Here is a 26,020-nt window from a genome sequence, read left to right on the forward strand (position 1 = left end):
CCGATGGCAGCGGCAGTGGCGCGATCCTCAATGCGCCCTGGCTGCTGCTTAAGTTCTAGCGAATCCCAAGATTTAACCGTCTGTCTTCTTAAAACTCGTGAAATACTTTTTCAGCACGCCCTAGGTAGTATCAAAGTCACGAAAGCCATCTTCTCGCTGATAGGCGGCATTCAATCGATAGCGCAATGAGGCATCTGCGGTCAGTGGCCCAGAAATATCCAGGCTGGGACGAATTAGCCCAAAACTTCCGGCCTGTAATTGTAGTTCATAGGTTGGTTCAGCCAGAGGTTGCTCCGTAACCAGATTGATGATTCCCCCCGGATCATTCTGGCCATACAAAATCGACGATGGTCCCCTCAACACTTCAATGCGCTCCAAGTTGGCCGTTTCTTGAACGCCCAAGTTGTCATAGACTCGAAATCCATCGCGCAGGATTGGCCCGTTGGCAAATGGGTCGGTCGAAAATCCGCGCAGGGTGAGGTTGGCACCTGGCCCAAAGGCATCAAAACTGCCAATAACCCCACTGACATTTCGCAAGGCATCGTCAATGCGAAGCGTTTGCTGATCTTCTAGAACTTGTTGTGGAATCACCTGGATGGACTGTGGTACATCCAAGATCGACGTGTTGGTGCGGGTGGCGGTACTCACATTGGGCGCAAAGTAATCGCTACCATCTTGTTCGCTGGTCACCACAATCTGGATCGCTTCATCCTCGGCTGGAGCGGCGATCGTCTCCCCTGGTGCAATATTGACGACCAGTTGAGCATTGTCAGTACGAAGATTGACGACCGGAGGAGCATCGGTTCCTGTGATTGCGATGCGGACTTGATTGTTGGGCAATGGGCTCATGCTAACCAGCGCAATCCCTTCGGTGGGTTGCGCGGCCGAGAACTCATCCCCATCTGGCAACGCTAAAACCGCATTGGGGATATCGATAATGATGGCATTGCCTGTGACAGATGGGCTGGAAGGAGCTAATTCGCCGATGGTTTGCAGAATGAGTTCGATGGCTCTATTCTGGGAGGCAAGGCTGACTCCTGTAATTTGCGCGATCGGGGCCTGAGAGAGGTGGGCTGGCTCACCTTGGGGCGTTGCGGCCGGTCTAGAGACATGATCCGGTGGCGCTTCTCCATCCGCTTTGATGGCAACGGTGATCGCTTCTGGTGTGATTGCTTCTGGCTCCTGAACCTCCGCTGCTTGGGCGATCGCCACCGTACCTGCCCAGAGCGCGATCGCCACCACCAACCGAGCCGTGTGCCCCGCACAGATTATCCATTTCAAACTCATGCCTAAACCCCACCCCACAAATAAAAGTCTTTCTCAATAAGTAATGAAGAGATGATAGGGGGTTTGGAGATTCATTTTCTTTGTAAAACAGAGGATTTTCTTTGTGAAAGATAGAGAAATCGATCAATAAAGGTTGCTCAGTTGAAATGCTTTAGGATTGATTCCAAATTTGCGCCGAAAGGCCGTGCTGAAGGCTTCTGGATTGCAATACCCCACTCGTGCGGCAACGCCTGCGATCGATAGATTGGAATTTCGTAAGAGTTCTTGAGCCAGCTGCATGCGGTGATGGTGGAGATGCCCAAATGGAGTTGTGCCAAACAGTTCATGAAACCCCTGTTTGAGCCGATATTCACTTAGGCCAACATATCGCGACACCTCCGCCAAAGAGGGAGGATGACTAAGGTTTTGCGTTAGCAACTCTCTAGCCGCATGCAGTCGTTCTAACTCATCGGCTGACAACCGTCGCGATCGCCCCTTCGGTGGTTGGTCATCTGACCATTGAGAAAACTGTAAGGCCAACAGCTCTAGTGCTTTGCCCTCCAGATATAGTTGTTGGGTCATTCCCTGGTATGGCGCGTGCAAAATCTGCTGTAAGACCTGATTCATGCTGGCTGTTGTTTGGCCAAGCGGCTGATGAAACCGCTGAGACAGATCTCCTTCTAACAAGCGCTGGAGGGGGCGCGCCAAACCGCTGCCATCAGGATGAAATGCGTGAAAATAGTCGGCTGAGGCGTAGACCATGATTACCTGAATCGCTTCGTTGGCCTGCCATTCTTCTACCTCCACCAAATTCGGCAGGTAATAGAGGTAGTTGCAGCCTGGAATTTCAACATAGTCCGATTCGATCTCCGCGACATCTTTTGTTTTGACTCTTGAAGAGCCGGATAAGTAAAACTTGGCCGTTAGCGGAAAGACGGAGCTGTGCTCTTGTTCTAAGCGAAGAGACTGCCAAAGGGTGGCATGGCGAATGTGAATTGTGAGGCCATTGCGTAGATGGATAAAGCGATCGCCCCCGTTTCCCAACACTCCGGGTAGGTTGGTCTGTAGCATCGACGCGGTGTGCTGGTGGATCACCTCTCCCTGCTGTTGCGCCTGTTCCACCAGGGCTTGAAAATCGGTTGATGTGAGCACAGTTGACGGAAATGGTGGGTGCAGGGCTGCCCTCGGAGGGGTGCCACGATGCGGAGAACGGGGCATGCTGTTACTCATCTCTATATTAATGCTATTAATTCTCATTAATATAGAGGGTCGTGTCAATCTTGGCTTTCGATCTCGTCTGGGTATTCAATCATTTGCCAGAAGACACGGTGCCAAATTCATCCACTCGCTCGCTCGCCACATCAATGATGCGATCGCTCAATCGTTTCAGCAAAGCAGATTCATGGCTAATCACTAGTAACCCAATCTGATGAGTGTGTGTGTAATGGAGAACCGCCTGCCAGATTAGCGCTTGGGTGTTGGCATCCAGCATGGCGGTCATTTCATCGGCAATTAGATAACGGGTGGCGGGGGTGAGGGCTCGTGCAACGGCAATGCGCTGTAGCTCCCCACCGCTTAATTCATGAGGATAACGATTGAGCCAGGTTGGATGAATCCCCAACGCTTCCAATAAATTAGGGGTGGGGTTGTTTCCCTCTTGAAGAATTTGGCGAATTCGCCAGCGGGGATTGACGGCTAATTCAGGGTTTTGAAAGATGAGCTGAACTGGAGCATAGCCCCGCAACGGTAGAGCCTGACTATTGATGGTTACGCTCCCTGTGGTGGGGGTGAGATAGCCAGCCAACAGCTTGCCTAGGGTTGTTTTGCCAAAGCCAGAAGGACCCATCAATCCCACAACTTCTCCGGGGGCGATCGCCACATGAAAATTGCGTAAAATCCAGGGGTGGCGAGGAGTATAGCGAAATGTAAGCTGCTTACCGACTAACATGACGTTCCTCCACGTGAATACATCTCACAGGCGCACCTCGCACCTGCCGAAATGGGGGGCGCTCAATGTGACACGCCTCGGTCACCCAAGGACAGCGATCGCTAAACAAACATCCATCGGGCAACGCATCGGGACTGGGTTGGCTACCGGGAATCGGAATAAATTCATTTTGCGGGAGCGATCGCCACAGGGCTTGAGTGTAGGGATGGCGAATTTTGCCGTTTGGAAAGTCGGTTGCAGCTGCAATTTCAACAGTTGTTCCAGCGTAAAATACGGCAACTTGATCTGCAATTTGCAACGCTGCTTCAATGTCATGGGTAATGAGGATGACTCCTTTCCCTTCATCTGCCAGTTCTCGCAGGTGATTCAAGGTTTCTTTCACCACAGTGGGGTGCAAGCCAGGAGTCGGTTCATCGGCAATGATTAAATCGGCCTGACTCACAACCGCTGTCGAGACCAAGACCCGCCGCGCCATGCCTCCTGAAATTTGGAACGGGTAGTATTGTTTGACTTCGGGGCCTAATGTGTAACGCTCAAAGGTGCGATCAACAGCTCGGCGGGCCTGTCGTTTTGATAAGCCACACACCTGCGCGACTCGGCTTACCTGCTTGCCTACCTGCATCAGTGGATCAAGATAGCCAACAGATTGGGGAATTAATGCAATCTCTTTTCCCCGCAAAGCCTGCGATCGCTGCGAGGTCAGGGGTTTTCCCTGAAAAAGTATGGTGCCGCTCACCTGCGCATTGTCGGGCAAAATGCCAAGTACCGCATGGGCCAACAAGCTTTTTCCTGATCCGCTCGCACCAACAACAGCAACCACCTGCCCTGCACGTACCTGCAAATCGAGTTCTGTAATGACCGTGAGCTGCTTCTGTGCCAACCCCCGGTCATACATCGTAAACGTGACGCTCAAATTCCGAACCGACAGCATGATCACCCCTGACTCGTTTTTGGATCGATCAACGCCCGCACATTTTCCCCTAATGTGTCAAAGGCTTTGACGGTCAATAGCAACAGCAGTCCTGGCATTACCCCTAGCCACCAATAGCCTGTTGAGAGATGGCGCATGGATTCGGCCAAAATGATGCCAATCGCGGGTGTGTGCGGAGATAACCCAATCCCAATAAATGACAGGGCTGCTTCGTGCAGAATTGCGTGGGGAAAGAGCAAAATTAATCCCACTAATAATTGGGGAATGACATGGGGAAAGATGTGATGACGGGCAATCCACAGCGAAGATTTGCCGAACTTGCGAGAAAGCTGCACATAGTCGGAACTGGTGACCTGCAATGTTTCTGCCCGAATCACTCTGGCTAACCCTGTCCAGTGGGTTAAGGCGACAGCAACAATTACCCCGGTTGTCCCTCCACCCATGGCAAAGGCAATCATGATCAGCAACACCAGATGGGGCAGGCTGAAAAATACGTCAATTATCCAGGTAATGACGGCATCGACTTTGCCGCCCAGGGTGCCTGAAATTAGCCCAAGGCCAGTTCCAATGACGGCACTAACACTGGCGGCTAACAAGCCCACACGCACACTCAACGACATGCCATGTAGCGATCGCGTCAACATGTCGCGCCCTAGCCAATCGGTGCCAAACCCATGGGCAAGAGAAGGTGCCTGGTTTCGCTGAGTGAGGACGGGGTTGAGCCCACTGTCGCTGAGTAGGCTACTGCTAAGAATGATGGTGATTAAAAAAAGAGAACATAATGCGATCGCCAGCAGGGTGCTTTGACGACGATTGATCTGAAGACGTGATCGAGTTTGACGGTGGGAAAGAGTTGGAGAAGACATGCAGCAGTTAGCTCAATCGAATTCGAGGATCAACAATTTGATAGGTCAGATCAGCGATGGTGTTTCCGGTGTAAACAAAGATGGCGCTAAAAAAGACGATGCCAATCAACAGCGGTACATCACTGCGTAAAGCCGCCTCGACTGTTGCTTCTCCTAATCCCGGATAGGCAAAAACTTGCTCCGCTAATACCGATCCACCAAACAATTCACTCAAGGATGCGAACTGAAGCGTAATGGCTGGAAGAATCACGTTGCGGAGTCCATGGTGTTGGATAATACCAACTAAACTTTCGCCCTGGGCTCGTGCAAACAACACATAATCGCTATTTAATACTTCGATCAATTTTTGTCGAGTATGGAGTGCAATATTGGCAACTCCAATAATGCTTAGTGTGAGAGCTGGAAGCAAGATATGGTGCAGCCGTTGCCAGAAGGTGACATCTTGTGCCAGAACACCTGGAGGGGCTGCGCAACAAATAGGAGCCACTTTAAGTTGAACTGCAAAGATGATCAGCAGCAATAACGCAACCCAGAACGTGGGAGATGATGCCAGGGTGTACGCATAGAAGCGAATAATGCGATCGCTCCACGATCCTTCCCTGGCACCCGCAAGAATGCCCAGCGTCAAACCGAGAACCCCAGAAAGTAACCAGGCGATCGCCAGCATTTGTAACGAAGCTTGAAAGCGGTTGGCAATCACGGTCGCTACTGGTTGATTGAAAACCATAGAAGTTCCCAAATTGCCCATCGATACCTGCTGCAACCAGAGAAAAAAGCGAGTCGTCATTGGTTCATCTAAGCCCCAGCGTTGAGCGATCAACTCTCGCTGTTCAGGACCGATTTGCAGCATATCGGCTCCTACATAAGCATTGATCGGGTCAACAGGCGATAGGCTCACCAACACAAAGCTAAAGACCGATACCGCCATCAACAGCAGAACCAAACGGATGAACTTCCGCACGGTGAATGATGCAATTCGATTTAATCGCATGTCCATGTCCATTGCGCGATGTTAGCAGTGATGGGCCATCCATGCCCATGGGGTTCCACTTGCGGATTGCCAATATCCAGGCAGCGACTCACAAAGTAGGTGTGATCGAGATTAACCAGCCATGCCCAGGCGGCATCTCCCTTGGCTGTAAAGCCCTGTTGACCGTTCCATTGTGCAGCTTTCCAGAAGGCGATCGCCTCCTCTTCTGTGGGCGCACCCATCGCTAAATCTAAGATTTTGTCAATCTCAGAGTTTGCATAGTAGCCAGCATTATAAAAATCTCCCTGTGCAGCTTTACTGTGGTAGAGATTGTACATTTCTGTCTGATCATGACTGCCCCAACCAAACAACACCGCATTACTGTGCATCAAAGGACCGATTTCATCCCAGCTTTTGCCCTGCACATCTACACGAATACCAATTGGCTTGATCATCTCTGCTACAGAAAGAGCAAGGGCTTGACGGGTACTGTCACTAGCCGGATAAAGCAGCGTAAATTCTGCTGTTAAATTACCTTTTTCAAGCACTCCATCCCCGTTCTTGTCACTCCACCCCCCGTCGGCCAAAATCTGATTAGCTCTGTCAGGATCAGCATCCTGTACATCAGCTTCGGGCTGCTCCCACGCCAACCCACTGACCGGGCCATAAGCCGGAGAACCATACCCTTCAAGAACGCCTTCAACCAACGCTCTCCGATCAATCGCCACATTGATCGCTTGTCGAATGGCAAGATCCGCAGTCACATCATTCCCGACGGGATCGCCATTGGGCGTTGTTTTAGCATTGCCCTGAGGAAAGGGAAACATCATGCCCCGATTATCCACGCTGGTAACGTCATACAGGGTCATTCCATCCACGGGCTGCACTGCCAAAGATTGGGGAACGGCTGCCACCTGGGCCTGTCCCGATTTAGCAGCAGCAAAGGCAGCATCTTCTTCTACAAATAAAAACACCAATTGTTGAATAGCAGGGGGTTCACCGTAGTAGTTCGGATTGGCTTCTACAATCAGTTGTTGTCCTTCATCCCACTGCACCAATTGGTAAGGCCCCGACCCAATTGGATTACGGGCGTACTCGGCTCCATGGGCGTGCTTGGGCACAATTCCTAAGGTGACTAGCCGATTTACAAAAGTACTTTGCGGCTGCTTCAAACGTAATTCAATAGTGTCTTTGTCAATCGCCACTGCTTCTTGCAGGACGGTCACATCTGTTAACCCGCCGCTTTCTGCCGCTTTGTTAAAGGTATAGGCAACATCCTCTGCGGTGACTGGTACTCCATCAGAAAATACCGCATCTTGTCGAATGTTCACTGTCCACACTTTGCGATCTTCGCTAATGCTGTAGTCTGTCGCCAGATCGTTGACAAGTGCAAGATTCTCATCCCGTTTCAGCAAAGTGCTGTGAAATAGCGGCGATCCATACCTTCCCCAACCTAGTGTGGGATCGTATCCTTCCTCACTTTCACCGCCGATCGCCAATACAATTTGTTCTGAAGAGCCCGCCTGTTGGGCATTTTGCTGAGGTGCAGAACTCGTTTGTTGAGAGCCTGAAGGGGTACAAGCAGAAATCATTTGCACTAGCAATGCCAACCCCATCGCATAGCATGGCAATTTAGTACTCAAGTGCATAGTGAATGGTTATTAAGGGCAAATGCATCGGTCTATTAACTTGAAGAAATATCACAAGCAATTTAGACTTACTGACGCTGAACAATATCACCTCACTCAAAGATTCAACAATGCAGGGGGGAGGGATAAAACCAAGAGTTGGCAATAAGTTTCAGCTTTCCTTAAGAAAAAGAACCAGATCAATCAGAACTTACATAGCAGTAGTTCCCCGGAGAATATTTGAGAAGTCGAAAAATAGCTCTCATCCCCCAAACCCCTCTCCCTCGAGGAGCTTCGATGGTTCGGGTTAGTGAAACGGTCGTGCATCAAATTATAGTGGGCGGGTAGTGCATTAAATAAACCTGAGTTTTGGATAAGCTGAAGTGCCCATTTTTGCGTGCGCGTTGCGCACGCAAAAATGGGCTTTTCTGAAGTTTGCGCGCCGCGCAAACTTCAGAAAAGCCCTTAACCGAAACTGACGTTAAATAATGGTGGGGTAGGTGACGAGATCATGCCAAGTCCAAGGTTTTTGCGCTAATCCCGCTCGCTGTGCTGCTGTTGTCTTGAATCGGCTATGCTGCCAAACCCAGTTGAAGTAACTTATGACTAACCGCGTTGTTACCTTCGTCTGTTCCCACACCTTGCCAAACTTATTCTGTTTGCAGATGCCATCGTCCGGTGTGTTGCCTGACAATTCCGTTGGTTCTCTCTAAGCGTTGCGTTCTATCTTTACCAATCTGATGAAGTATCTCTGGAGGTAACACACGCTCATAGCCTCCCCAGCCATCGCTATTGAATCGCTTGCAGGCCGTTTTCCCTTCACTGCTAACCACCAATTCCTCAGTCAATGCATCGGTGTGTTTCCCAACCCTTGCGCTCAAAATCAATCCACTGGAATTGGCTAAACTAACTGCAATCCAACAATCCCCTACGGCTAGCTCTTGGGGAAGGCACTGTTTCTGTTTTTTGAAACAAATGACCATCACTCATCGGCACTTACGTTCTCCGTCGGTACCGATTGAACTTCCGCGTTATGCACTAACTGTGCCTGCTGCCAGTCAGCACGCACAATACTGACTACGGTATTGTAGGCCAGTCCACTGGTTCGACTAATGCCCCTCAGACTGCTGCCTTCGCTATGTGCTTGGAGCACTTGTCGAATCTGTTCAGGCTTGACATGGCGATGATAATACAAGGTGTCAAAACGTTCATTGAAGGTTTGCTTGCAGTGCGGGCAGAAGTAACGTTGGCTGCCATTGGGAGCTTTGCCGTGTTTGTGAGTGCTGGAATGACCACAGAGCAAACATTCCATCAGTCTTGTTTTAGAGTAGAACTTCCTCTACTTTAACTCGCCCACTATAATTTGATGCACTACCGAATTTTTTTGATGTGGGTGTGGGTTGTGTGTTTGAGGTGAGTGATTTCCCCCCTTTCGCTTCGCGTTCAAGTGAGTGGGGAGCGCTGCAAAATATTTTGGGGTGATGTCAGGGGATGGTGTTGTGACTGCGGAAGAGGTGCGGGAGCGCGATCGCCTCTGATGTGGTTAACTCCAGTGTTCAGTGTGAGCGCAATTCAACGGCATCTCAGGTTTGTTTGGGGATGTGCGATCGCATGGCTTAATCTGATGGTGAAGGTTTGGTAGGGGATGGCGTTATCCTAAGCTGCATGAACATCGGCAAAATATTTTGGGGATGGCCTTGGAATTCACCTTCTAGGCTGAAGCAGTGAATACAGTTTAGACCCACTGCTCCCCTACGAATTTCCTGAGTTAAAGCTAAGATCGTTCATGCCCTCGGTGCCCCAACGGTTTGCTGCTAGCCAGGAGCGATCGCCATCCCTCGCCACACCAAAACTGAGCGCCCCAAGTTTAGCCCTGGTGACTGCTGCAGGATGCCCAGTGGCGATCGCGTATTTGTGGATAGGTATTTGGGCAACAACCGCTATCAGGTGACGTGGGAGATTGGTGGCGCTGCTGACGAGGTGCAAGGGCGATTCCTAACGCTAGTAGCGAAGGGAATGTGAGGCGATCGCCATGAGCACTTTTGTCACTACCATCGCCACAGCTACCGCCAGGTTGCAGACGAACAGCAACGTAATCCAGCGGTGGATTAGAGAAGGGCATATCCCGACCGTTGAAACGCCAGACAGCATCATGATTCCGTTGGAGCCTTTTGAGCAGATTTGCTGTGAGCTTGAGGAATGGGTTGCTGATGAAGATGCCAATGAGAGACCAGTCAGCGTTCAGAATATGGAGGATTTTTGAAAGCAACGGGAAGGGTAGACGATATCCGAGACCTTTAAAGCATCCTCTTAGGGATGAGCAAAAAGCTCCTCAACTGGGTTGGAATTGTGCAAGATTGGCTGCGCCGGGGAGCAACTAATCGATGCTCAACAAAATGCGGAAACCTCTAGTTCTCTAGGAATTACAGCCTCTCTCTTTGAGTCATGGCATGCGCTGTGAGTCTCATCTAAATTGGGCGTTTCAGACGTACTACAAAATCCCAATTCAGGCCACATTTAGGCCAATCACTTTCAATGCTCGGGGACTCATCATGAGATCGTTGCATATACAGATATTTCTAACAGCACTGTTGTAGTTCATGAGAACTAAATGGACCCAAATCGCAGCTTCGCTACTTTAGAGCCGTGATGTAGTAGTGCTGGTCGAGGTTACCTTTGGATAAGCTGAACTGGCAAGTGGTGCCTTTGCTATGACTACAGCCTTTGAAAATCGCCCGGAGTGCGATCGTCGCTCAAGTGCTGTTTTCTTAAGGTCACTGCGATCGCTCTGAGTAATCTTAAGCTCACTAATCACCCACAGAATTCTTGAGTCGAAATGGTTTGGAACCGAGATTGTTCATTCCATCGGTACTCCAGCCATTAGTTGCAATCAAGTTCGCTAGCCAGGAGCGATCGTCTGCTGCTAAACTTTGCCGACCACCCGGATCAAGCTGCTCAAGAATTGCCATAGTGTTGAGTGCAGCTTCTTTGACCCACGGCATTTCCTTGATTAAAGCCAAGAGTTTTGCAAACGCCCGCAAGCCCTCACCCTGATCGATCAAGTGATAAGCATGATGACAGCGGAAATAGGGACTCCAGTAGAACTCGTCCTCTGCCCATTGCCATGTTGCCTCAGTTGCGTCTGGAGAGTGTTCTAGTAAGTTAATGGCATAGACCGGGGAGTGTAGGATGTTGCCATCAAATCCGACTCGCTGTTCAAATGAGAAGGTGTTGTCTTGCCCTAAGCTAGGTTGACTGATGTGCTGGTAAAGGATCTCGTTGTAAAGCTGATGTCCGGCTTCGGTTTCACCCTTGAGGTGGAGCGCATCGGCTAACTGAATCCTGCAGCGTTTGTGGGCTGAGTCAAACGTTAGTCCTTGACGTGCCATTGCTTCGGCTTCATCGTAGCGCCCCAAAACGTTGAGGGCTTTGGCATAGGTAGCACAGTAGTCAGCTTGCCCTTCTGCTGGCATTCCGCTCTTTTGCAGTTCCTGGATCGCTTCGTTAGGGTAACGTGCTTCGAGATACCGTTCAGCCCACTGCCAGAGCGTGAGGTTCTTTGAAAACATGTGGTCAAGTGCTTCTCTGTAGATCAAGGAACGCCGATCCCATGAACAGCGAATCTCTAACCATTGGCTAAAAATGTCAGGCAGGGCTTGCGTATAAGACGTTGGCTCACCATTAGCATCCTTGAAGGAGATGTTAACTGTAGCTCCTGGTTGCTGTATGTATCGCCTCACGGCTTTGTCGAACTCTTGCTGAAAGTCTGTGAAGTTGCTCATAGAATAGTATCTGTGAATCGTTAACGACCTTTTGCGAGCCTCAATGCAGTTTCGATTCTTTCAAGACAGAATTGCTCAATGCTGTCAACATAATTCCAAAGCAATTGACCATTCCGAAACTCGTGAACAGGTGGATTATCTCCTTCAGAAGCACGAATAAAGGCATAAATGTATCCCCCATTTACATAAAATATGATGGCATCTGAGGGAACTAAGGTCATCGGCAGATTGAGAATTTCCATTGCTTCCTCAAGCCATTCACGGTGGGAGTCCTTTACATCACTCCAGAAATACCTGTCCGAATCAAGAAATCCACAACGATTTCCACACCATAGAAGAAATTCGCGGTATGCCCCAGGCAGCTTCAGCTTCAAATCATGCTCTAAAAGCTCAACTTCTTCCAGTGAACAAGGACAGTTTTTATAAATATCTCTATTTATCTGCTCAAGTTCTTGGAATCGTGATTTTGCTTTGTCAAGATACATTATGTTCCTCCCAGGTATCCAAGTAGGCTGTCAAAGTCCTCTCCTGGGTTTTCAAGAATATTTTTCTTGGTGATGGGTAAGAAGCGTGGACCGTGAATAACTTTTTCAATTTCAACCTTTGGAAATTTGTTCTTCCACAGTTCCATAATTAGATTAGTGCAGCTATCACATGGCTTTCTCTCCGAAAAGATCTGAATTCTGCCAGCAACATTCGTATAAGCCGTTCTTACAGTACCATCTGAGTTCATAACCACAGTACCATCTGGGTTCGTAACCGTCCTAAGTTCGGCACCATTAGCAATCAACCTCTGAGCAATTTCTTCAAGAATCTTAACCTCAGAGTCATCTACACGGTTTGAATCTTGAACTTGAAAAATACGTGCAGGCTCCATTGGTAGATTTAAAGTACCTCCAGGTGCAAATGGACCATTAATGCTAACTAATCTATCTCCTGAAATTTCTACTACCTCATCAGGAATATTAGGATTCGTTGATATTGAGGCAGAAAACTCACCAATTCCAATGTTTGAGGCGCGACCGATTCCAGGTACTTGACTTCTTATTAGGACAGCCTCCCTTACTCCTTCCAGAATCTCGACTCCTTCTTGAAGAGAAACCTTGCTTAATCTCATCGCCCATCCACGCAACGTAAAAGCGATATCCCTTGATTGATTAGCTCCTGTACTTGACATCTTCTTAACATGCTCTATCAGTGTTTCAATTAAACTTCCGTCATAGGTGTTGATAAGCCTCCCTAAATCATTTACAACGTCTGGTCCAACATCCGTTTCTAGGATTGCCCTTATGACACCAGAATTCTGAGATGTTAGCATCTGCAAAAGACCTGAATTGTCAGGTAAGCTCAACTGTCGAATAGCCTCAACTGTTTTAGATAATTGAGAGCTATCTGCACTCACAACAAAGTTGAAAAAGCCTTGTTCACCTTCTAATTGAGCGGCTCCTAAGTTTTCTAAAAGCTTGTCCAAGACAGCTAGAGCCTCTGGTGCTTCATCCAATCCTACAATCAGGTCAAGGATATTAGGTTGCGCCTCGAGGAATCCCTGAGCGCTAGGCAGTCCCTTAAATTTGAGCATGAAACTTTCTAGAAAATCTATTAACGCTTTTGCTGTGACGGTATCTGCGTTTAGAACTAGATCAAGGAGTCTGGGAATCTGAACTAAAACATCAATGACATCGTTTTTGCCTCCGAGGTGAAGTAGGACATCAAGTAGATGTGGGAGACGCAAGCCATTCTTGAGGAAGGTAATAAAGTTTTCCCCGTTAATGAGCTGACCTGCAACATCAATGACTGTACCAATTGCACGAGCAGCGCCCATAACAGAATTACGTGCCAACCGGAGCAGTGATGTGATGCTTTCAAGCGCTGGAGCCAGGAGAACGCTGCCGACTTTATCGGCGATCGATCGGGTGAGGCTGACTAAGCTTTTTAGGGCATCCTCCATTTCAGCCCAACCTGCCTGACCGATCGTGACCAGTGAGAGGACTGCTGCTACAAACTCACTCCCGGACTTGAGGACACTAACGAACGTCTCTGCTGCTTGGTCAATTTCGGCAGCATCTGTTGCGTTAATTGTCTGAGTGTAAAACTCCATTAAATGTTGAAGCGTTTCAGTACCCGCAAAGCCTACAGCAAAGGCATCGAACATTGAGCCTATCAAGGCTACAAATCCTGCAACCCCAGCGGCAAAAGGTGCTTTAATCAAAGCCGCGATCGCCAACCCAATCCCTAGCAGGATCAAGACACTCCTGAGCATCTCTTGGACTGCCTGTGGGTAGTCCTCGCCTAGCTTGTCAATTGCCAGATCGACTGCCAGCAGGATTTTGCCCACATCCTCCATTGACTCAATTGAAAGGCTCCTTTCTCCAAGAAACGCTTCAATTTCATCAACCCCTTGTTGAATAGCAATGCTGTCGTTTAATGATGCATTCCAGAGAGTATCCAAAAAAGTACCAACAGCGTCCGATGGTTGTTCTGAGCGTAAATGGATACGAGCAAAATTTCTGCTGACATCTATGAAGTTCGCTTGAATGAAATTAGGATCATTCTTCTGGTTTTCCGCTAGCTGATCTGTTAAGTTCGCGGCTTGTAGCAGCTTGGCCGTAAACTCCAGCACTTTGGGCTGTTCAACAGGCGCAAAGCCTTTCAGGATTTCATCACCCATCAGGAACTTGTTGAGTTCCAGTGCTCCATCTCGAATTTCGGCAAGATTACCGAGTGCATCAGCATCGTTTGTGGTGCTCCAAATGGTATCCAGGAATAATGCAGGGTCAGGATTACTACCAAGAGATACAGGATTGCCGTAGCCTTTATCAGGGTCGAGTTGTGCATAGGCTTTAGCCAGTTGAGCGATCTGAAGCGTTAAGTCAGGAGATGGATTTGCTGAAGTGGATTGAGCAACGACAGCACGCTGTTCATTAGCGATGAGGATGCGCAGTGCAAACAACGGTATGTCGGTGATAGAGATCGCGGTTCCGAGTTCGCCAAAGAAATCTCCAGCGTGTTGAATGGCCTCTTCTGGCACTGTATCTGTTTGCCACAGTTGATGCAGGAAGGAAGCGTGTGCTGTTTCTGGCAGGGGCTCCGTGAACTGTAAAGCCCCATAGAGTTTACTGAGTCGGAGGAGTTCTTGTAGGAATTGTGGGTTGTCCTTCTGTGGTTGGAGTTTTAGCGTTTTTGCGGATAACTCCAACAAATTTTGACCAAACTGGATGACATCGGTACGTTGGTCAGGATCAGCAAGACCATAGATTACTTCACCGAACTCGGCTGTGGCTTTGTCGATTGCTTCTTCCCGTAATTGGTTGAGGGATTGTAAGGTGGCTCCACCGTTTTTAAGGATGGCTCGGTTTTGCAAGTCTTTGAGGAGTGTATCGAGGTAAAAGTTAAGCGGCTCTGGATCGGTATCGCTGGAAGTATCTGGCTGCAAGCCGAGGTAGGTTCTACCGACTCCTGTGAGTTCATGGAAGAACTCCTTATTTTGGGCTTGTCCTAAGTCATCCGAGGCTTGGGCTGCGACAGTCAGCAAACTGCTGGTGAACTCCAGGAGTTGAGACGGATCAACGGGTCCAATGCCAGTAGAGCCTTGAATAAACTGGCTAAACTGGTCGGCTCCTTGGGAGATCGCACTATCACTGCTGGCGTTGAGTAAGGTTTCGAGGAAAAAGGTTGAAGGTGCAGTACCTGTTAGCTCTAGTAGTCCATAGGCACCAGCTAATCCAACCACCTCTTTCAGGAACTCAGGGGACTGGGCTAGATCGTGAATCGGGCTTGCGGTGTCCTCAGCGTTGATCTGAGTTGCTTTAAGAAGATTGGTAGCAAGCTTCAGCGTGTTTTGCTGCTGAGCTAAAGTTTGTGCGCTTGTAAAGAAATCCTGAAGTTCGTCTGCTCCAAGTTCAACCTCCTGGCGTGCTTCAGCGGCCCAGAGTGAATTGAGGAAGAAACCCAGGTCGTCAGTCGCCTCTTGAGGGTTAAGTTTAGCGTAAGCATCGGCGAGTGCGAGGATTTCATTAGTGAGGTCATCGTTATCTTCAACGGGCAGTTGAGCGAGCTTTGCTGCTGTGAGGACGGTCGTTTGAAAGACTTGTTGCTTAAGGGACCACTGAGGAGGTTGCCCTGCTTGAGGAGGTGGAGTGGTCTGTAGTTGAGATTGGAGGAACCAGGCGAGGGAGTCAGCGACGGAATGGAGATCGGACTTCGACTGAGCATTGAGGACAGCGGAGAAAATACCAGAGAAGGTGGAGTCAACGAGTTCGTAGAACTCACCGTCATGGACGAGTTCAGCGGAGGCCATCAAAGTGTCCTTCAACTGGGAGAGCTGAGCCTTGAGGGGTTCCTCCAGTTGCTCAATGGTTTTATCGAGGGCGAAGGAGAAGCGCTCCAGGTACTCCATCGGAGGTTCTGGAGGAGTGTCACCGCCACCACCACTGCCCGTGTTGGCCGGAGCATCGGGTTCGAGGTCAGGAAGAGGTGGGAGCGGAGGGCGAGAACCTGTTGGGGCAGAGATTTCACCCGATGTTCCAGAGCGGGAATAGGAGCTACCGTTCGAGACGCCATTCAAGGTGGATCGCCAACCCCCAGAATGGACCCAAGTGCCGATGCCCAATTCTCGGTTGAATGTGAAGGAGCGAGACCACCAAACCTCATAGAGATAGTCGAGGTCTAAATGATTTCCGTGTTCATCGAGTTGGTCATCGTATACCTGTCGGCCAATCGTGGTTTTACCCTCTTTTGTCCAGGAGTAACCCGTATCTGTGTCGTGACGGGTAAACGAATAAGACTGCTGCTTTGAGGTGTCAACGGCCTGGAACGTTTCGTGGTAGCCGTCCTCACTGATGGTGTTGCGGTGTTTCGTAGATGAATGACTCGAGACATGAGAGCGAGAAGTTGTAGAACCATCGGCAAACTCTTGTCCAGACGCTTCTGAAGTCGCGCCGGAGTTGAGAGATCGAAAAACCTCCGTGTACCCAATGCCGTCGTAGGTTCTTTGCTTATAGGACTGTTCGCGAGCCGTCTCTTCAGCGGTCTTGGAGCCAGTGGAGTTACCCTGATAAGTGGTGGTTGAGGTGGATTGTGTTTGCTTGTCAGAGGTGTCAGTAACCGGGCCAGACCAGGTATTGGCAACCTTATCCTCTAGCAACTCCTCCTCTGTTGTTTGAATGAGGCGTTCAGTTTTGGTTAAGCCGGTCGTTTCTGTTGGCCCTGTAGTGGTCGAGTTTTCGGTTGAGGTTTCCTCCTTGCGATAGTTTTTGGTTGACTCGATGGTCCATTGAGGATTGCTACCGTAGTAGTCACTCCACTGTTGAAATTCGGTTTTGCGAGTTTCTTCCTGCGTATTCGAGGTTTTGAGGCTGGAGTACCCATCGGTTTCGGATGTTTCAGTTGAGGAGTCAAAGGAAGTTTCTATTGAAGAGTAAGAGGAGGTTCCATCCCACCAGTCTCCTGTAAAGAAGGGGCCGGTTTCCTCAAACGTATAGGTTGCTTCGGTAGGGCGTTCGTTCGGTATAGAGGAGCCATGGATGAAGCTAGACAGGCTACTCGCTCCCGCTTGTGGCAGCGTTGCGGGTTGAGAGGGTTGTGTTTCTTTAGCAAGCTGAATTGCAGCTGGAAGATTGAGGAGACCTGCCCCTGATAGGGCATCCCAACCGGGGTTGAGGATATCAGAAGCGGAGGCTTTAAGGATGTGAATAACCTGTTGATAGCTCAACTGAGGATTTTCTGCCCACACGAGCGACACCGCCCCCGTGGTATGAGCCGCCGCAATCGAAGTGCCCTCAATGCCGTCTACACCCTGCGGTAATTGACCTGGCGCGAGGAGGTCGAGGGCAAAGCCAATCGCGGAATAGGGAGCGGGATCGCCTCCCTCTGCGGCCCCCACCGTAATGACATTGTCAAATGCGCGAGAAGCATGAGCCAGTGCCGACATTCCGCCCTCATTCCCGGCTGCCACGACGACAATCACCCCATACTGCTGCGCATAGGTCAGCGCCTCAACCTCCGGCTGTGTGAAGTGATGACGAACCGAGACAGAGCCATCAGGATTGGTTTGCGTCAACTCAAAGCTCAAATTGACCACCGCATTGGGCTGCTCAGATGCCTTAGCAACATCAACGAACTCAACCAACGCATTGGCCCACTGCCCCGAGCCCACAGCGCGGCTGACCCAAATCGGAGCCTCATCATTGAGCCCATCGATGCCAACGCCATTGTCTTGAGTGGCCCCAATCACCTGCACGACTTGAGTTCCGTGACCGTTCCCTTCCCCTGGAGTGAGCAGAGGATTGCTATCCCCCGCAACATAATCCTGACCCAGAAGGATGCGAGTGTAGTCGAGGTCGGGATGGTCCACTAACACCCCTGTATCAATCACCCCAATCAGCGGTTGGTTTGCTCGAGGATTCTCAACCTCAACACCCACTGGATCTTCTGGCTCATTCAAGCCATCGGGTTCAGAACTGTTGTCAGGTGACCCTTCAGATGATTCATCGTCATCGGTCGAATCATCTTCCAATTCATCTTCATCGGATGAAGGCGATCGCGTCTCATCCTCATCCACTCCTTCCGCATCAGGTTCAGGCGTCGATATATCCTCCGGTATCTCCTCAATGGGCAGCTCATCCTCAACCGAGACATAATCCAATAATTCTTGCCCGACCGCAGAAGACCGCCAATCGCGATTGGGGTTGATGACCTCATCCAGGGAAACAGCCGTTCCCCTCGCCCCTTTGACCTGAAAAATGATGTCATTGTAATCGCGATCGCTTGGGCCATCGAGGCGGAGGGTTTCCATGGCGAAGGTGTGCCCTCCGCCCGTGACATCACTCACCTGCAGCAGATGAAAGCCTTCGGTGGGGTTCGCAGCGGCCAGGGCACTCTGCTACAAAAGCTAATCAACCTCGGTATCTTAGAGCAATCCAACGCTTCTACAGTCTCCCTACCACCTCCCAAAAATCCTCCCTACACCCCTCGGCTCAAGCCAACGGTTGAATGGATTGAGCACGAAGACGGGTATTGGATTCTGCGCAATCCAGAGCACCTAACGTTTCTTCAAGTTGATGCTCAAACGAAGGGAGTAATTGAGCAATTCGGCTATGTTCCTTTGAGGGACATTGCTCAGCAACAGGGGCGGGATCGTGTCAAACCATTACTTCAGCAATTGACAGCGACGGGAATGTTCGAAGGAACGTCTCCACCCAAACCGAAACAGGGTAAATGGACTCCGTTGCAATTACTGAATATTAAAGTTCCCCTGTGCAATCCAGATCAGTGGTTGACTCGCCATATCCAGCCCATTCAGTGGATCTGGACACAACAGTTTTTCATCACCTTGCTGTGTTTCCTGGCATTCACCGCTGTATTCGTGTTGCATCATCAGAGCGATATTGCATTAACCACCCAGCAATCTCTCAGTCATCTCACCCCAACGCTAATTCTCAGTTTTATCGTTTTCTCGGTCCTGGTCATTGCGCTACATGAGTTAGCGCATGCCTTCACGCTGAAACGGTACAACGGCACCGTCCCTGAAATTGGGATCATGCTGATGCTATTGATGCCAATCGCCTACACCAACACCACCGACCAGTACCGCCTGCCCAAACGCCGCCAACGCGGGTTGGTTGTGGGAGCAGGTGTATTGTGTCAACTGCTGCTGGGGGCGATCGCATTTTGGGTGTGGAGTGGAGCGGCGACCGGGAGCTGGCTCTGGACCGCAGCCTATTTGATGATGATGGCGGCTGTCGTTACGGTCGCCATCAACCTGAATCCGCTGGCGAAATTTGACGGGTACTATCTAGCGATCGCGCTGAGTGGAATTAATAACCTGCGGCAGCGGTCCTTTGAGTTTTACAAACACGTATTCACGCTTCAACCGAGTCATGAGACAGCGGGCGATCGCTGGATTCTGGCGGCCTATGCCCCGTTCAGTTTGATGTATGTGCTGATGGTCTTTGGGGTGTTGATCATCAAGATTGCAGCCTGGATCCTCGCCACTATTCCCATCACAGCGGCATTGTTGCTGGCTTTATGGGCAATTTACTACTTTGTTTGGCCAACCACACCCTCTCGTTAAAGGCTTCACCGCAATGAGCGCACATCTGCCAACCGGAGCAACAACTGGAGTTTCCCCATTTCAAGTGGTGCCTCCTGGGCAAATTAAGCCACGTCCTGCCGGTCCATCGCCTGCAGCGGTTCCTCCAGCACCAGAGCCACCTGCAAATGAAACAGAACCGAGCGATCGCGCTCTTTCTGAAGACACCAGTGCTCCTTCTAGAGGGCATCGGCGTTGGGCGATTGTGGCGATCGCCTGTGCGAGTTTGGGAGTGGTGAGTTTGATTCCAACACCCTATGAAGTAGGTGGCACTGTTCAGTTGACGTGGAAACAATCTGCCCGGCAATCGGTGCATACGCCCGTGCCTGCAATGGTGAGTGAGATTCTGGTGGAGACAGGAGACGTGGTGCAACCCGGGCAAGTTCTGGCCCAGTTGAATAGCCCCCAGTTGAACCGGGAGATTGCCGAGCTGGAAGAGAAGCTGGCTCGCTCCAGGCAGGAGCGCGAGGCGGCCCAACGAGAAGTAGTTCGTGCCAATGCCACCGTCCTAGAAGCAGCTGCTAGAGCCGAAGCCGCAGAGGCGCGATCGCAGAACCGGCTGAGCCAACTGGAACAGGGTGTTCTGACGCCGGAGGTACAGGCATTGGTTGTGGAGCGCGATCGCCTGGAGGGGCAGATTGAGGAAGTGGCGGTGCAAGTGCAGCGATATGAAGCGCTGCATCAGCAGGGGGCGGTATCGCTGCCACCCTGGAGAGTTATCAAATCCAACAGCGGAATCTGGAGCGGGATCTAGCAGCAAAAGCAGAGCAAGTTCGGCTGGCCCAACGGCAGCTGATAGATGTGACGATGGATGAAGCTGCTGCGGCTGCGACGCAAGATACATCGGTAGTGGCCGCTCAACAGGTTGCCAATGCTGCAGTTCAAGTGTCAGCCCAGACCCAAATAATTGAGACGCTCACTCGTCGCCTGCAAGAATTGCGATCGCTGCGTGGAACCTTGACCCTGCGTGCGACCACGAGCGGAACCGTGATTACCAGTGATTTAGACCTGCGAGTGGGGCAGGAGTTGCGACCGGACACGGCATTGATGCAGATTGCCGAGTTGGGGTCGTTGACGGCGAACGTGGAGATTCCCGAGGAAGATTTGGATTATGTGGAGATGAATGCCCCCGTCACCTTTCGCCCCCGGCAAGCGAAGCTGGAGACCTACACGGCGCGAGTGGAAGACATTCTGTACAACGTTGAGCCAGATAAAACAGAGCAGCGACGGGTCGCGACGGTGCGGCTCATCATCGATAACCCGGATAACCGCCTACGTCCCGGTTCCAGCGGATATGCACGCATTTTTTCGGAGTGGATACCGCTGTATGAACGAGCAGGGCGAGAAATCTTGAAGTTGATACCCGAGCGCTTTTTATAGTCCGAGGTGAAGTTGACTAGAGGGAAGCGATGTCGAGTATGGTGAGGGAGCAATTTTCAAATGCATTGCAAAAGCGATGGAGGCGAAGGAGTAAGGCGTTGTAATAGGGATAGGGGTCATCATGTTCAGCTTGAAGCCGATTGTAAAGGGCGAGTTCAGGTTCGGAGGGAAGGCGATCTGTGGGGAACTGTAAACCCGCTTGAGTGAGACGAGTAGCTGCGATCGCAATTAGCAATGACTCAACCGTATCGGTATTGTCATGGAGCAGATCATCGAGCCCAGGCAGAATCAGTTCTGCTCCTGGAAGTTCACTCAACCTCATGGGTTCTCCTCTAAGGTGCCTTCGACCTGTTCGTCGGTTAATACCCTACCTGCCCCTAGCAAATTCATCGTTGCGTCTCACGGGTATTTGTTGTGATCGGCGATAAATGACCGTCAACGCTAGCCCTTTCCCCAAATGCTAGATCGTTGAGAGCGATTGCATTGTATTTCAACTTTCTGGAGGTGGCCTTTGATCGGATTAAGCAACGCCGTAGCCCGTGAAGGGACGCTTGTAGGCAGGGTGCAGACCTAGGATGATGTCTGTCTTGGGGATGCCCATGTCGATGAGTTCTAGTCCAACATCAATATCGGTGGTATTTTGTTGGAGCCAGATTTTGCCGTCTTTAATATCGAAATGGAGAACGGCGTGGTAGACACGGGATAAGCCTCTCCAACCGATGCGCATAAGTTGGTAGTGATCACGGCTCGGGTCAAACAGGAGGATATTTTCAACCTCTGCATCGTGAGTGTTGGATTGACTATGGCGCTCCAGGAGAGTTTGAACGCAGGTGCGGTAATAGTCTAGTTTATCCATGTCACAATCTCCTCAGTGATTGGGTTATAGACAATCAAATTCAGATGGTGGCGTTTGATAGCGACCTGGGCAAAGCGGCTTTGAAAGAAGATTTCATAAGTGTCGAGGGGAACAGCGAGGTAAAGCTGTCGATCTGGTTGGTTAACCTCTAGCATGATTTTATAGTTGAGAAACTGGCCTAAAGCAGTGTGGAAATCGCTAATGGGCGATGGGCTGATAAAGCTTTTGATCTCAACAGCAATTTTTTCCTCTCCCCGTTCGGCAGCGAGCAAGCGTTCGGCGGCCAAATCAATTTTGACTTTGACCTCTTCCCATTCGAGTTCAAGAGGGTCACTGGAAATGTACCATTGCTCCTTTTCCAGCCCCCGCCTAACGGCTTGGTGGAATAGATCTCTGGTGCTCACGGCAGTTGTATCCTCCTGAAGTGACCATAGATTTGAGTGACAAAATAACGCATGATGATTTATCCGCACGAAGCGTTGCCATCAGGTGGCTTGCTTATTGTCTTGGCCTAGGGGCAAATATTTGGGGTGACAGGTCAGGATGAAAAGAATGCTATTTGGGAAGCGCGATTGTACAAGAACGGCTTCATCCCCTCTGGCACAAAGTTAATCACAAGACGGCATATGCGTAACGTGACTGAGCGTGAAAGAGCGATCGCGTAGGTAGAAGCGGCTCTTGGAGTGAAGACAGCAGGTTCTACAATTTGTTGACCGAACAGGACAATTTCGCTGCAGCTGATGAGATTCCTCTCCTCAGTCTTCAAAGGGGTTTACGGACAACACAAAACCTGGCAGAACGTCTTCGCCGGAGAGTTCAGTGGGTAACTGACGCACCTCTTCGGGTTGTCCGTAGCGGTAGATTTCGACTTGTTGATCCTGGGGATTGAACATCCAGCCCAATCGAACTCCGGCGTTTATGTACTCCTGCATCTTTGCTTGCAGCAGTTCCAAATCATCGGTAGGGGAGCGCAGTTCTATGACAAAGTCAGGGGCAATGGGAGGGAATTTGCGCCGTTGTTCTGGAGAGAGGGCTTGCCATCGAGATAACTCCACCCACGCCGCATCTGGGGAGCGGTCGCCTCCATTGGGCAGTTTAAACAAGGTGGAAGAACTGAAGGTTTTGCCCAATTTGGACTGACGGTTCCAGATGCCCAAGTCAATACCGAACTCCGACTCATAACTTCCGCCCTCTCCCCCGACCGGTGACATAACAATCAAAGCTCCCTTGGCACTCCGTTCAATGGACAGATCAGGGTTACTGAGGCAAAGCTGGTAGAACTGCTCATCAGTGAGATGAACCTGATTCATCTCTAGCACGAGTGGCAACGTCAGTGAAACCATAGTCCCGTCCCGATTCATCCGACTAAATCCGTGAGTCTCATTATGTCATTGATCAAATATGAATCAGAGTATTGATGAGTTTTGATCGCCCCTATCCTTCGCCCCAGCACAAAATATTTTGCCTTACCTCCTGTAAGCGCGATCGCCCCCTCTCACTCTTCCCCCCTTCCTAACCTACAGCCTTACATCCTCAGTAATCGGCTTGTCATGGCGAACGTTGTGGCGTTGACCAAGGCCATGTTTTAGATGATGATCCTCAATGTCCTGCTTCCGGTGCTTCATGACATCTTGCACCTTGCCCTGAGAAGCCGAGAAGCCACTCCCTCGAATCACCCCCAGGATGGTGGGCACGGAAATAAACCACTTGCTATCAAAGTCGTGATTTGGGTCATCATTCCAAGCCATGATGAGGTCAATCGCCACGCTGATTTTGCCTGACGCTTGCTCCCCTTGCTTATCCTCTCGAACCCGTCTGGGCAGAGATGCCGATGTTTGTTTCGTTGGAGGAGCAGGCAGAGCCACTGGAGTAGCAGCCGGCGCGATCGCCTCCCCCCCATTCTCCTTGTTCTCCCCCGTCCCCCCAGCAGTCCCCCCCAGCATTCGTTTAACTTGTTGAAACTGCTCCACCTCTGCCTTCAGCCGTTGATTTTCCCTCCTCAACGCCTCCAACTCCTCATGCTCCACCCCCCGTTCCTGCAACTCCTTTAATTCAGCCCTTGCCTGATCCCGTTCCGCTGTGAGCGATCGCCCCTCCTCCCTCAATCTTTCAATTTCCCGAGTAAACCACTGAAAAGTCGAGCCAAAAGACTCAATCGAGGAAGCGATCGCCGGAGTTTTATCATCCTGCATGAACTGAATGACCGCCTCCAACACCTCCGCATAAGACCCCTCGACCTCCAACTTCTTCGCCACCACCTCCCTCAACTCATGCATCAGATCAGACGGCACATGAGTCCGAGACTTCCGTGCTGGAGACTGAGAAGGTGCGATCGCCATGAGTTGCTGCTCCTGTAAGGCTTCAAGATTGGACTGAGATCGAGCGGCATTGAGAGAAGGCGCGATCGCCATCGGTTGCTGCTCCTGTACCGCCTCAATCACTGCATATTCCAACCGCTCCGATTGCTCAGATTCAACCTCAACCGACTCAACCGTTTCGACTGTTTCACCTGGTTCAACCGTTGTTGGCAATGCTCCAAACCGCTCCAACAAAATGCCCTTCTCATTGAGCTGCTGCCCTTGCGCCCCGATCAAGCGGTAATGGAAATAATGCTCCGTCGCTCCTGCATTCTTGCGACTGGCCAACTCCCGTTCCCCAATGACATGACCCAAATGCGTCTGCACAAAGCGATGAGTGCTCTGATTGGGAGGGCAAAAATAATGCACCGCAATCTCCGCATAACAACCACGTAGATTATGCGCCGAAACCCCCTTCTCCCCCCTCAACACCGGAATCACCTCCGACTCCTCAAACTCCCGCCTGATGTAATACCTCACCGACGTATTGAGCCGTGCATTAATGTCATCCGGCTCCAAATCAACCAACGCTTGAATTCTGGGATGCGCTCTAAACTTATCAAGCGCCAACAGAACATTATCACTTTCAATCAACGTCGCGATAAGGAACGTTTGAGCCGCCTCCAGATTTTGAACCCCCTTCTTCAGTTGCCCCCGAAACGCGATCGCATAGGGATGAGCCGTAGACTTAAACTCCCCCATTGCCACAATTTCACTAAACCTGCGACCTGTGACCGCCAATAGCCCCACCGCCCACTCATACGGCGTTTCCCCCTCCAACAGATCCCTCGCCTTCGCAATAAACCTGTTGGCCCGAATTGGCTGTAAATCATCCTGCTTTTGATTATTCGCAACCGTCGTCTTCTCCTTCAGGGCCCGATGTACCTCATTCGAGTACAGCAAATATTTCAAACCCCAATGCGCATAGACCTTCCCAAACGCATTCGGCTCCAACTCTTGTTTGGGCAGTCTGCCCTCCTCCACCGCCAGGGCAATTACCTTACGCCATTCCGGCAGATATTGATTGGCAATACTCCCAACCGGATAGCCCTCTTCCAGTAGGCTAATTTCAGCCTCACACAGCGCGATCGCCTCCTCCTCACTCTGACATCGAGCCAAGCGATCGACAAAGTGTAGCGCCAACTCCGACCGTTCCTGACGACTCAACTTCGTCCGTTCTCCCAACGCAATGCGATCGCGGAAACGAGCAACCAATTCCTCGCGAGTTGGGTCATCAGAGACAGACATGGAACCAGGCATAAAAGGTAGCCCTCAACAATAACGATGAACCCGATCAGAGCCATGAAAGGCAAACCCAAGTGCAATAGCGCAATCTAAACTGCGATCGCCATTGCCTGTAACAATGAGACGTGTCAAAGTACCGTAACCAAAACAGACAAATTTATCTTTACTATCAACCACTTATCATAGCTATCCATATCAAATATTGTCAACAGCAACCCTTATCCTGCAAAACCTTCAAGCAAGCAAGCGCAATACTTTCAGGCATTTCCAATGATCGATAAGAATATCAAAACAACCTTGAACTCATGACGATAACCATAGATTTGAATATCTTATCAAATAAGGATGCTTTTCCGCCAAGAACAAGATGTGCGATCGCCCAGGTTGATTTTTGCGATCGCACAACGCCAACAAAGTGTTTAGCAGTGCAAACCTCTAAATCCCTAAAACTATTACACAGCAATGATTTCAGGCATCGAGGTCTCACAAGGATCAGCGATCGTTCCTCACAAACGGGCGATCGCTTTTACTTTTCTTATCGTTTCCTGCATTTCTGAATGGTGACATGCTTATCCTTGGGGGCGATCGATAAGTATGTTAAATAAAGAGTTGTGATAAGTTATTTATATGGATAAGTATGCATAGCTTTTTGGTAAACCAAAAAGCTATGCATACTTATCCATATAAATAACTTATCACAAC

Annotated in this window: 20 protein-coding genes and 1 pseudogene; 5 read left to right on the plus strand and 16 right to left on the minus strand. The window is 50.3% G+C overall.

Features of this window, described 5'->3' with window-relative positions; all coding sequences use genetic code 11:
• Positions 1-120 precede the first annotated feature (120 nt).
• The 8 genes and pseudogenes from ACQ4M4_RS27010 to ACQ4M4_RS27045 form a co-directional block, all read right to left on the minus strand.
• Entirely contained in the window at positions 121-1,287 is a 1,167-nt protein-coding gene (locus ACQ4M4_RS27010) for a TonB-dependent receptor plug domain-containing protein (protein ID WP_430687590.1), read from the minus strand.
• A gap of 123 nt (positions 1,288-1,410) precedes the next feature.
• Positions 1,411-2,484 (minus strand): helix-turn-helix transcriptional regulator, encoded by a 1,074-nt coding sequence (locus ACQ4M4_RS27015; protein WP_430687591.1) that lies wholly within the window; start codon positions 2,482-2,484, stop codon positions 1,411-1,413.
• 91 nt (positions 2,485-2,575) lie between these two features.
• The gene (locus ACQ4M4_RS27020; protein ID WP_430687592.1) at positions 2,576-3,214 is read right to left on the minus strand and encodes an ABC transporter ATP-binding protein; all 639 of its coding nucleotides are present in this window, start codon (positions 3,212-3,214) and stop codon (positions 2,576-2,578) included.
• Positions 3,201-4,145: an ABC transporter ATP-binding protein gene (locus ACQ4M4_RS27025; protein ID WP_430687593.1), complete on the minus strand. Its 945-nt coding sequence runs from the start codon at positions 4,143-4,145 to the stop codon at positions 3,201-3,203. Before ACQ4M4_RS27025 ends, ACQ4M4_RS27020 begins: the two co-directional genes overlap by 14 nt.
• 2 nt (positions 4,146-4,147) lie before the next feature.
• Positions 4,148-5,011, minus strand: a complete 864-nt coding sequence (locus ACQ4M4_RS27030; RefSeq protein ID WP_430687594.1) for an ABC transporter permease — start codon at positions 5,009-5,011, stop codon at positions 4,148-4,150.
• A gap of 7 nt (positions 5,012-5,018) precedes the next feature.
• Positions 5,019-6,002, minus strand: coding sequence for an ABC transporter permease (locus ACQ4M4_RS27035; RefSeq protein WP_430687595.1), 984 nt, complete (start codon positions 6,000-6,002; stop codon positions 5,019-5,021).
• Entirely contained in the window at positions 5,993-7,630 is a 1,638-nt protein-coding gene (locus ACQ4M4_RS27040) for an ABC transporter substrate-binding protein (protein ID WP_430687596.1), read from the minus strand. The genes ACQ4M4_RS27035 and ACQ4M4_RS27040 overlap by 10 nt, the downstream gene beginning before the upstream one ends.
• A 460-nt stretch (positions 7,631-8,090) precedes the next feature.
• A pseudogene (locus tag ACQ4M4_RS27045) lies at positions 8,091-8,921 on the minus strand (IS1 family transposase).
• A 474-nt stretch (positions 8,922-9,395) separates the two neighbouring features.
• Here ACQ4M4_RS27045 and ACQ4M4_RS27050 point away from each other — a divergent pair.
• Both ACQ4M4_RS27050 and ACQ4M4_RS27055 read left to right on the plus strand, forming a co-directional pair.
• Positions 9,396-9,560: a hypothetical protein gene (locus ACQ4M4_RS27050; RefSeq protein ID WP_430687597.1), complete on the plus strand. Its 165-nt coding sequence runs from the start codon at positions 9,396-9,398 to the stop codon at positions 9,558-9,560.
• A gap of 81 nt (positions 9,561-9,641) precedes the next feature.
• On the plus strand, positions 9,642-9,872 hold the full coding sequence (locus ACQ4M4_RS27055; protein WP_430687598.1) for a hypothetical protein: 231 nt from the start codon (positions 9,642-9,644) through the stop codon (positions 9,870-9,872).
• A gap of 544 nt (positions 9,873-10,416) precedes the next feature.
• Here the strand turns inward: ACQ4M4_RS27055 and ACQ4M4_RS27060 are convergent.
• From ACQ4M4_RS27060 to ACQ4M4_RS27070, 3 genes are all read right to left on the minus strand, one after another.
• A complete protein-coding gene (locus ACQ4M4_RS27060; protein WP_430687599.1) occupies positions 10,417-11,178 on the minus strand; it encodes a tetratricopeptide repeat protein in 762 nt (253 codons plus the stop codon).
• 233 nt (positions 11,179-11,411) lie between these two features.
• Positions 11,412-11,876, minus strand: a complete 465-nt coding sequence (locus ACQ4M4_RS27065) for an SMI1/KNR4 family protein (protein ID WP_430687600.1) — start codon at positions 11,874-11,876, stop codon at positions 11,412-11,414.
• Complete coding sequence (locus tag ACQ4M4_RS27070) at positions 11,876-18,220, minus strand: S8 family serine peptidase (protein WP_430687601.1); 6,345 nt, start codon at positions 18,218-18,220, stop codon at positions 11,876-11,878. Before ACQ4M4_RS27070 ends, ACQ4M4_RS27065 begins: the two co-directional genes overlap by 1 nt.
• Between ACQ4M4_RS27070 and ACQ4M4_RS27075 the strand changes: the two genes are divergently transcribed.
• From ACQ4M4_RS27075 to ACQ4M4_RS27085, 3 genes are read left to right on the plus strand one after another with little or no spacing between them, the layout of a single operon-like run.
• On the plus strand, positions 18,194-19,462 hold the full coding sequence (locus ACQ4M4_RS27075) for a hypothetical protein (RefSeq protein WP_430687602.1): 1,269 nt from the start codon (positions 18,194-18,196) through the stop codon (positions 19,460-19,462). The two genes, ACQ4M4_RS27070 and ACQ4M4_RS27075, sit on opposite strands and share 27 nt — an antisense overlap.
• A 13-nt stretch (positions 19,463-19,475) precedes the next feature.
• Positions 19,476-20,234, plus strand: coding sequence for a biotin/lipoyl-binding protein (locus ACQ4M4_RS27080; RefSeq protein WP_430687603.1), 759 nt, complete (start codon positions 19,476-19,478; stop codon positions 20,232-20,234).
• 53 nt (positions 20,235-20,287) lie between these two features.
• Positions 20,288-20,860, plus strand: a complete 573-nt coding sequence (locus tag ACQ4M4_RS27085; RefSeq protein WP_430687604.1) for an efflux RND transporter periplasmic adaptor subunit — start codon at positions 20,288-20,290, stop codon at positions 20,858-20,860.
• A gap of 16 nt (positions 20,861-20,876) precedes the next feature.
• Here ACQ4M4_RS27085 and ACQ4M4_RS27090 read toward each other — a convergent pair whose 3' ends face one another.
• The 5 genes from ACQ4M4_RS27090 to ACQ4M4_RS27110 all read right to left on the minus strand — a co-directional run bounded on the left by ACQ4M4_RS27090 (position 20,877) and on the right by ACQ4M4_RS27110 (position 25,321).
• Positions 20,877-21,182: a hypothetical protein gene (locus tag ACQ4M4_RS27090; RefSeq protein ID WP_430687605.1), complete on the minus strand. Its 306-nt coding sequence runs from the start codon at positions 21,180-21,182 to the stop codon at positions 20,877-20,879.
• Positions 21,183-21,380: 198 nt separating this feature from the next.
• Positions 21,381-21,716: a XisI protein gene (locus ACQ4M4_RS27095; protein ID WP_430687606.1), complete on the minus strand. Its 336-nt coding sequence runs from the start codon at positions 21,714-21,716 to the stop codon at positions 21,381-21,383.
• Positions 21,704-22,189, minus strand: a complete 486-nt coding sequence (locus ACQ4M4_RS27100) for a XisH family protein (protein ID WP_430687607.1) — start codon at positions 22,187-22,189, stop codon at positions 21,704-21,706. Before ACQ4M4_RS27100 ends, ACQ4M4_RS27095 begins: the two co-directional genes overlap by 13 nt.
• Positions 22,190-22,471: 282 nt before the next feature.
• On the minus strand, positions 22,472-23,059 hold the full coding sequence (locus ACQ4M4_RS27105) for a Uma2 family endonuclease (protein WP_430687608.1): 588 nt from the start codon (positions 23,057-23,059) through the stop codon (positions 22,472-22,474).
• Between the two features lie 174 nt (positions 23,060-23,233).
• Positions 23,234-25,321, minus strand: a complete 2,088-nt coding sequence (locus tag ACQ4M4_RS27110; protein ID WP_430687609.1) for a protelomerase family protein — start codon at positions 25,319-25,321, stop codon at positions 23,234-23,236.
• Between the last annotated feature and the right edge of the window lie 699 nt (positions 25,322-26,020).

Origin of the sequence: Leptolyngbya sp. AN02str, from assembly GCF_050565595.1 — a bacterium.
GTDB lineage: Bacteria > Cyanobacteriota > Cyanobacteriia > Elainellales > Elainellaceae > Kaiparowitsia.

What these genes read in the sequence shown, in the direction of transcription:
- ACQ4M4_RS27010 (WP_430687590.1), bottom strand. Translation starts at nt 1,287, where the DNA reads ATGAGTTTGAAATGGATAATCTGTGCGGGGCACACGGCTCGGTTGGTG.
- ACQ4M4_RS27015 (WP_430687591.1), bottom strand. Translation starts at nt 2,484, where the DNA reads ATGCCCCGTTCTCCGCATCGTGGCACCCCTCCGAGGGCAGCCCTGCAC.
- ACQ4M4_RS27020 (WP_430687592.1), bottom strand. Translation starts at nt 3,214, where the DNA reads ATGTTAGTCGGTAAGCAGCTTACATTTCGCTATACTCCTCGCCACCCC.
- ACQ4M4_RS27025 (WP_430687593.1), bottom strand. Translation starts at nt 4,145, where the DNA reads ATGCTGTCGGTTCGGAATTTGAGCGTCACGTTTACGATGTATGACCGG.
- ACQ4M4_RS27030 (WP_430687594.1), bottom strand. Translation starts at nt 5,011, where the DNA reads ATGTCTTCTCCAACTCTTTCCCACCGTCAAACTCGATCACGTCTTCAG.
- ACQ4M4_RS27035 (WP_430687595.1), bottom strand. Translation starts at nt 6,002, where the DNA reads ATGCGATTAAATCGAATTGCATCATTCACCGTGCGGAAGTTCATCCGT.
- ACQ4M4_RS27040 (WP_430687596.1), bottom strand. Translation starts at nt 7,630, where the DNA reads ATGCACTTGAGTACTAAATTGCCATGCTATGCGATGGGGTTGGCATTG.
- ACQ4M4_RS27050 (WP_430687597.1), top strand. Translation starts at nt 9,396, where the DNA reads ATGCCCTCGGTGCCCCAACGGTTTGCTGCTAGCCAGGAGCGATCGCCA.
- ACQ4M4_RS27055 (WP_430687598.1), top strand. Translation starts at nt 9,642, where the DNA reads ATGAGCACTTTTGTCACTACCATCGCCACAGCTACCGCCAGGTTGCAG.
- ACQ4M4_RS27060 (WP_430687599.1), bottom strand. Translation starts at nt 11,178, where the DNA reads ATGTTTTCAAAGAACCTCACGCTCTGGCAGTGGGCTGAACGGTATCTC.
- ACQ4M4_RS27065 (WP_430687600.1), bottom strand. Translation starts at nt 11,876, where the DNA reads ATGTATCTTGACAAAGCAAAATCACGATTCCAAGAACTTGAGCAGATA.
- ACQ4M4_RS27080 (WP_430687603.1), top strand. Translation starts at nt 19,476, where the DNA reads ATGAGCGCACATCTGCCAACCGGAGCAACAACTGGAGTTTCCCCATTT.
- ACQ4M4_RS27085 (WP_430687604.1), top strand. Translation starts at nt 20,288, where the DNA reads ATGGATGAAGCTGCTGCGGCTGCGACGCAAGATACATCGGTAGTGGCC.
- ACQ4M4_RS27090 (WP_430687605.1), bottom strand. Translation starts at nt 21,182, where the DNA reads ATGAGGTTGAGTGAACTTCCAGGAGCAGAACTGATTCTGCCTGGGCTC.
- ACQ4M4_RS27095 (WP_430687606.1), bottom strand. Translation starts at nt 21,716, where the DNA reads ATGGATAAACTAGACTATTACCGCACCTGCGTTCAAACTCTCCTGGAG.
- ACQ4M4_RS27105 (WP_430687608.1), bottom strand. Translation starts at nt 23,059, where the DNA reads ATGGTTTCACTGACGTTGCCACTCGTGCTAGAGATGAATCAGGTTCAT.
- ACQ4M4_RS27110 (WP_430687609.1), bottom strand. Translation starts at nt 25,321, where the DNA reads ATGTCTGTCTCTGATGACCCAACTCGCGAGGAATTGGTTGCTCGTTTC.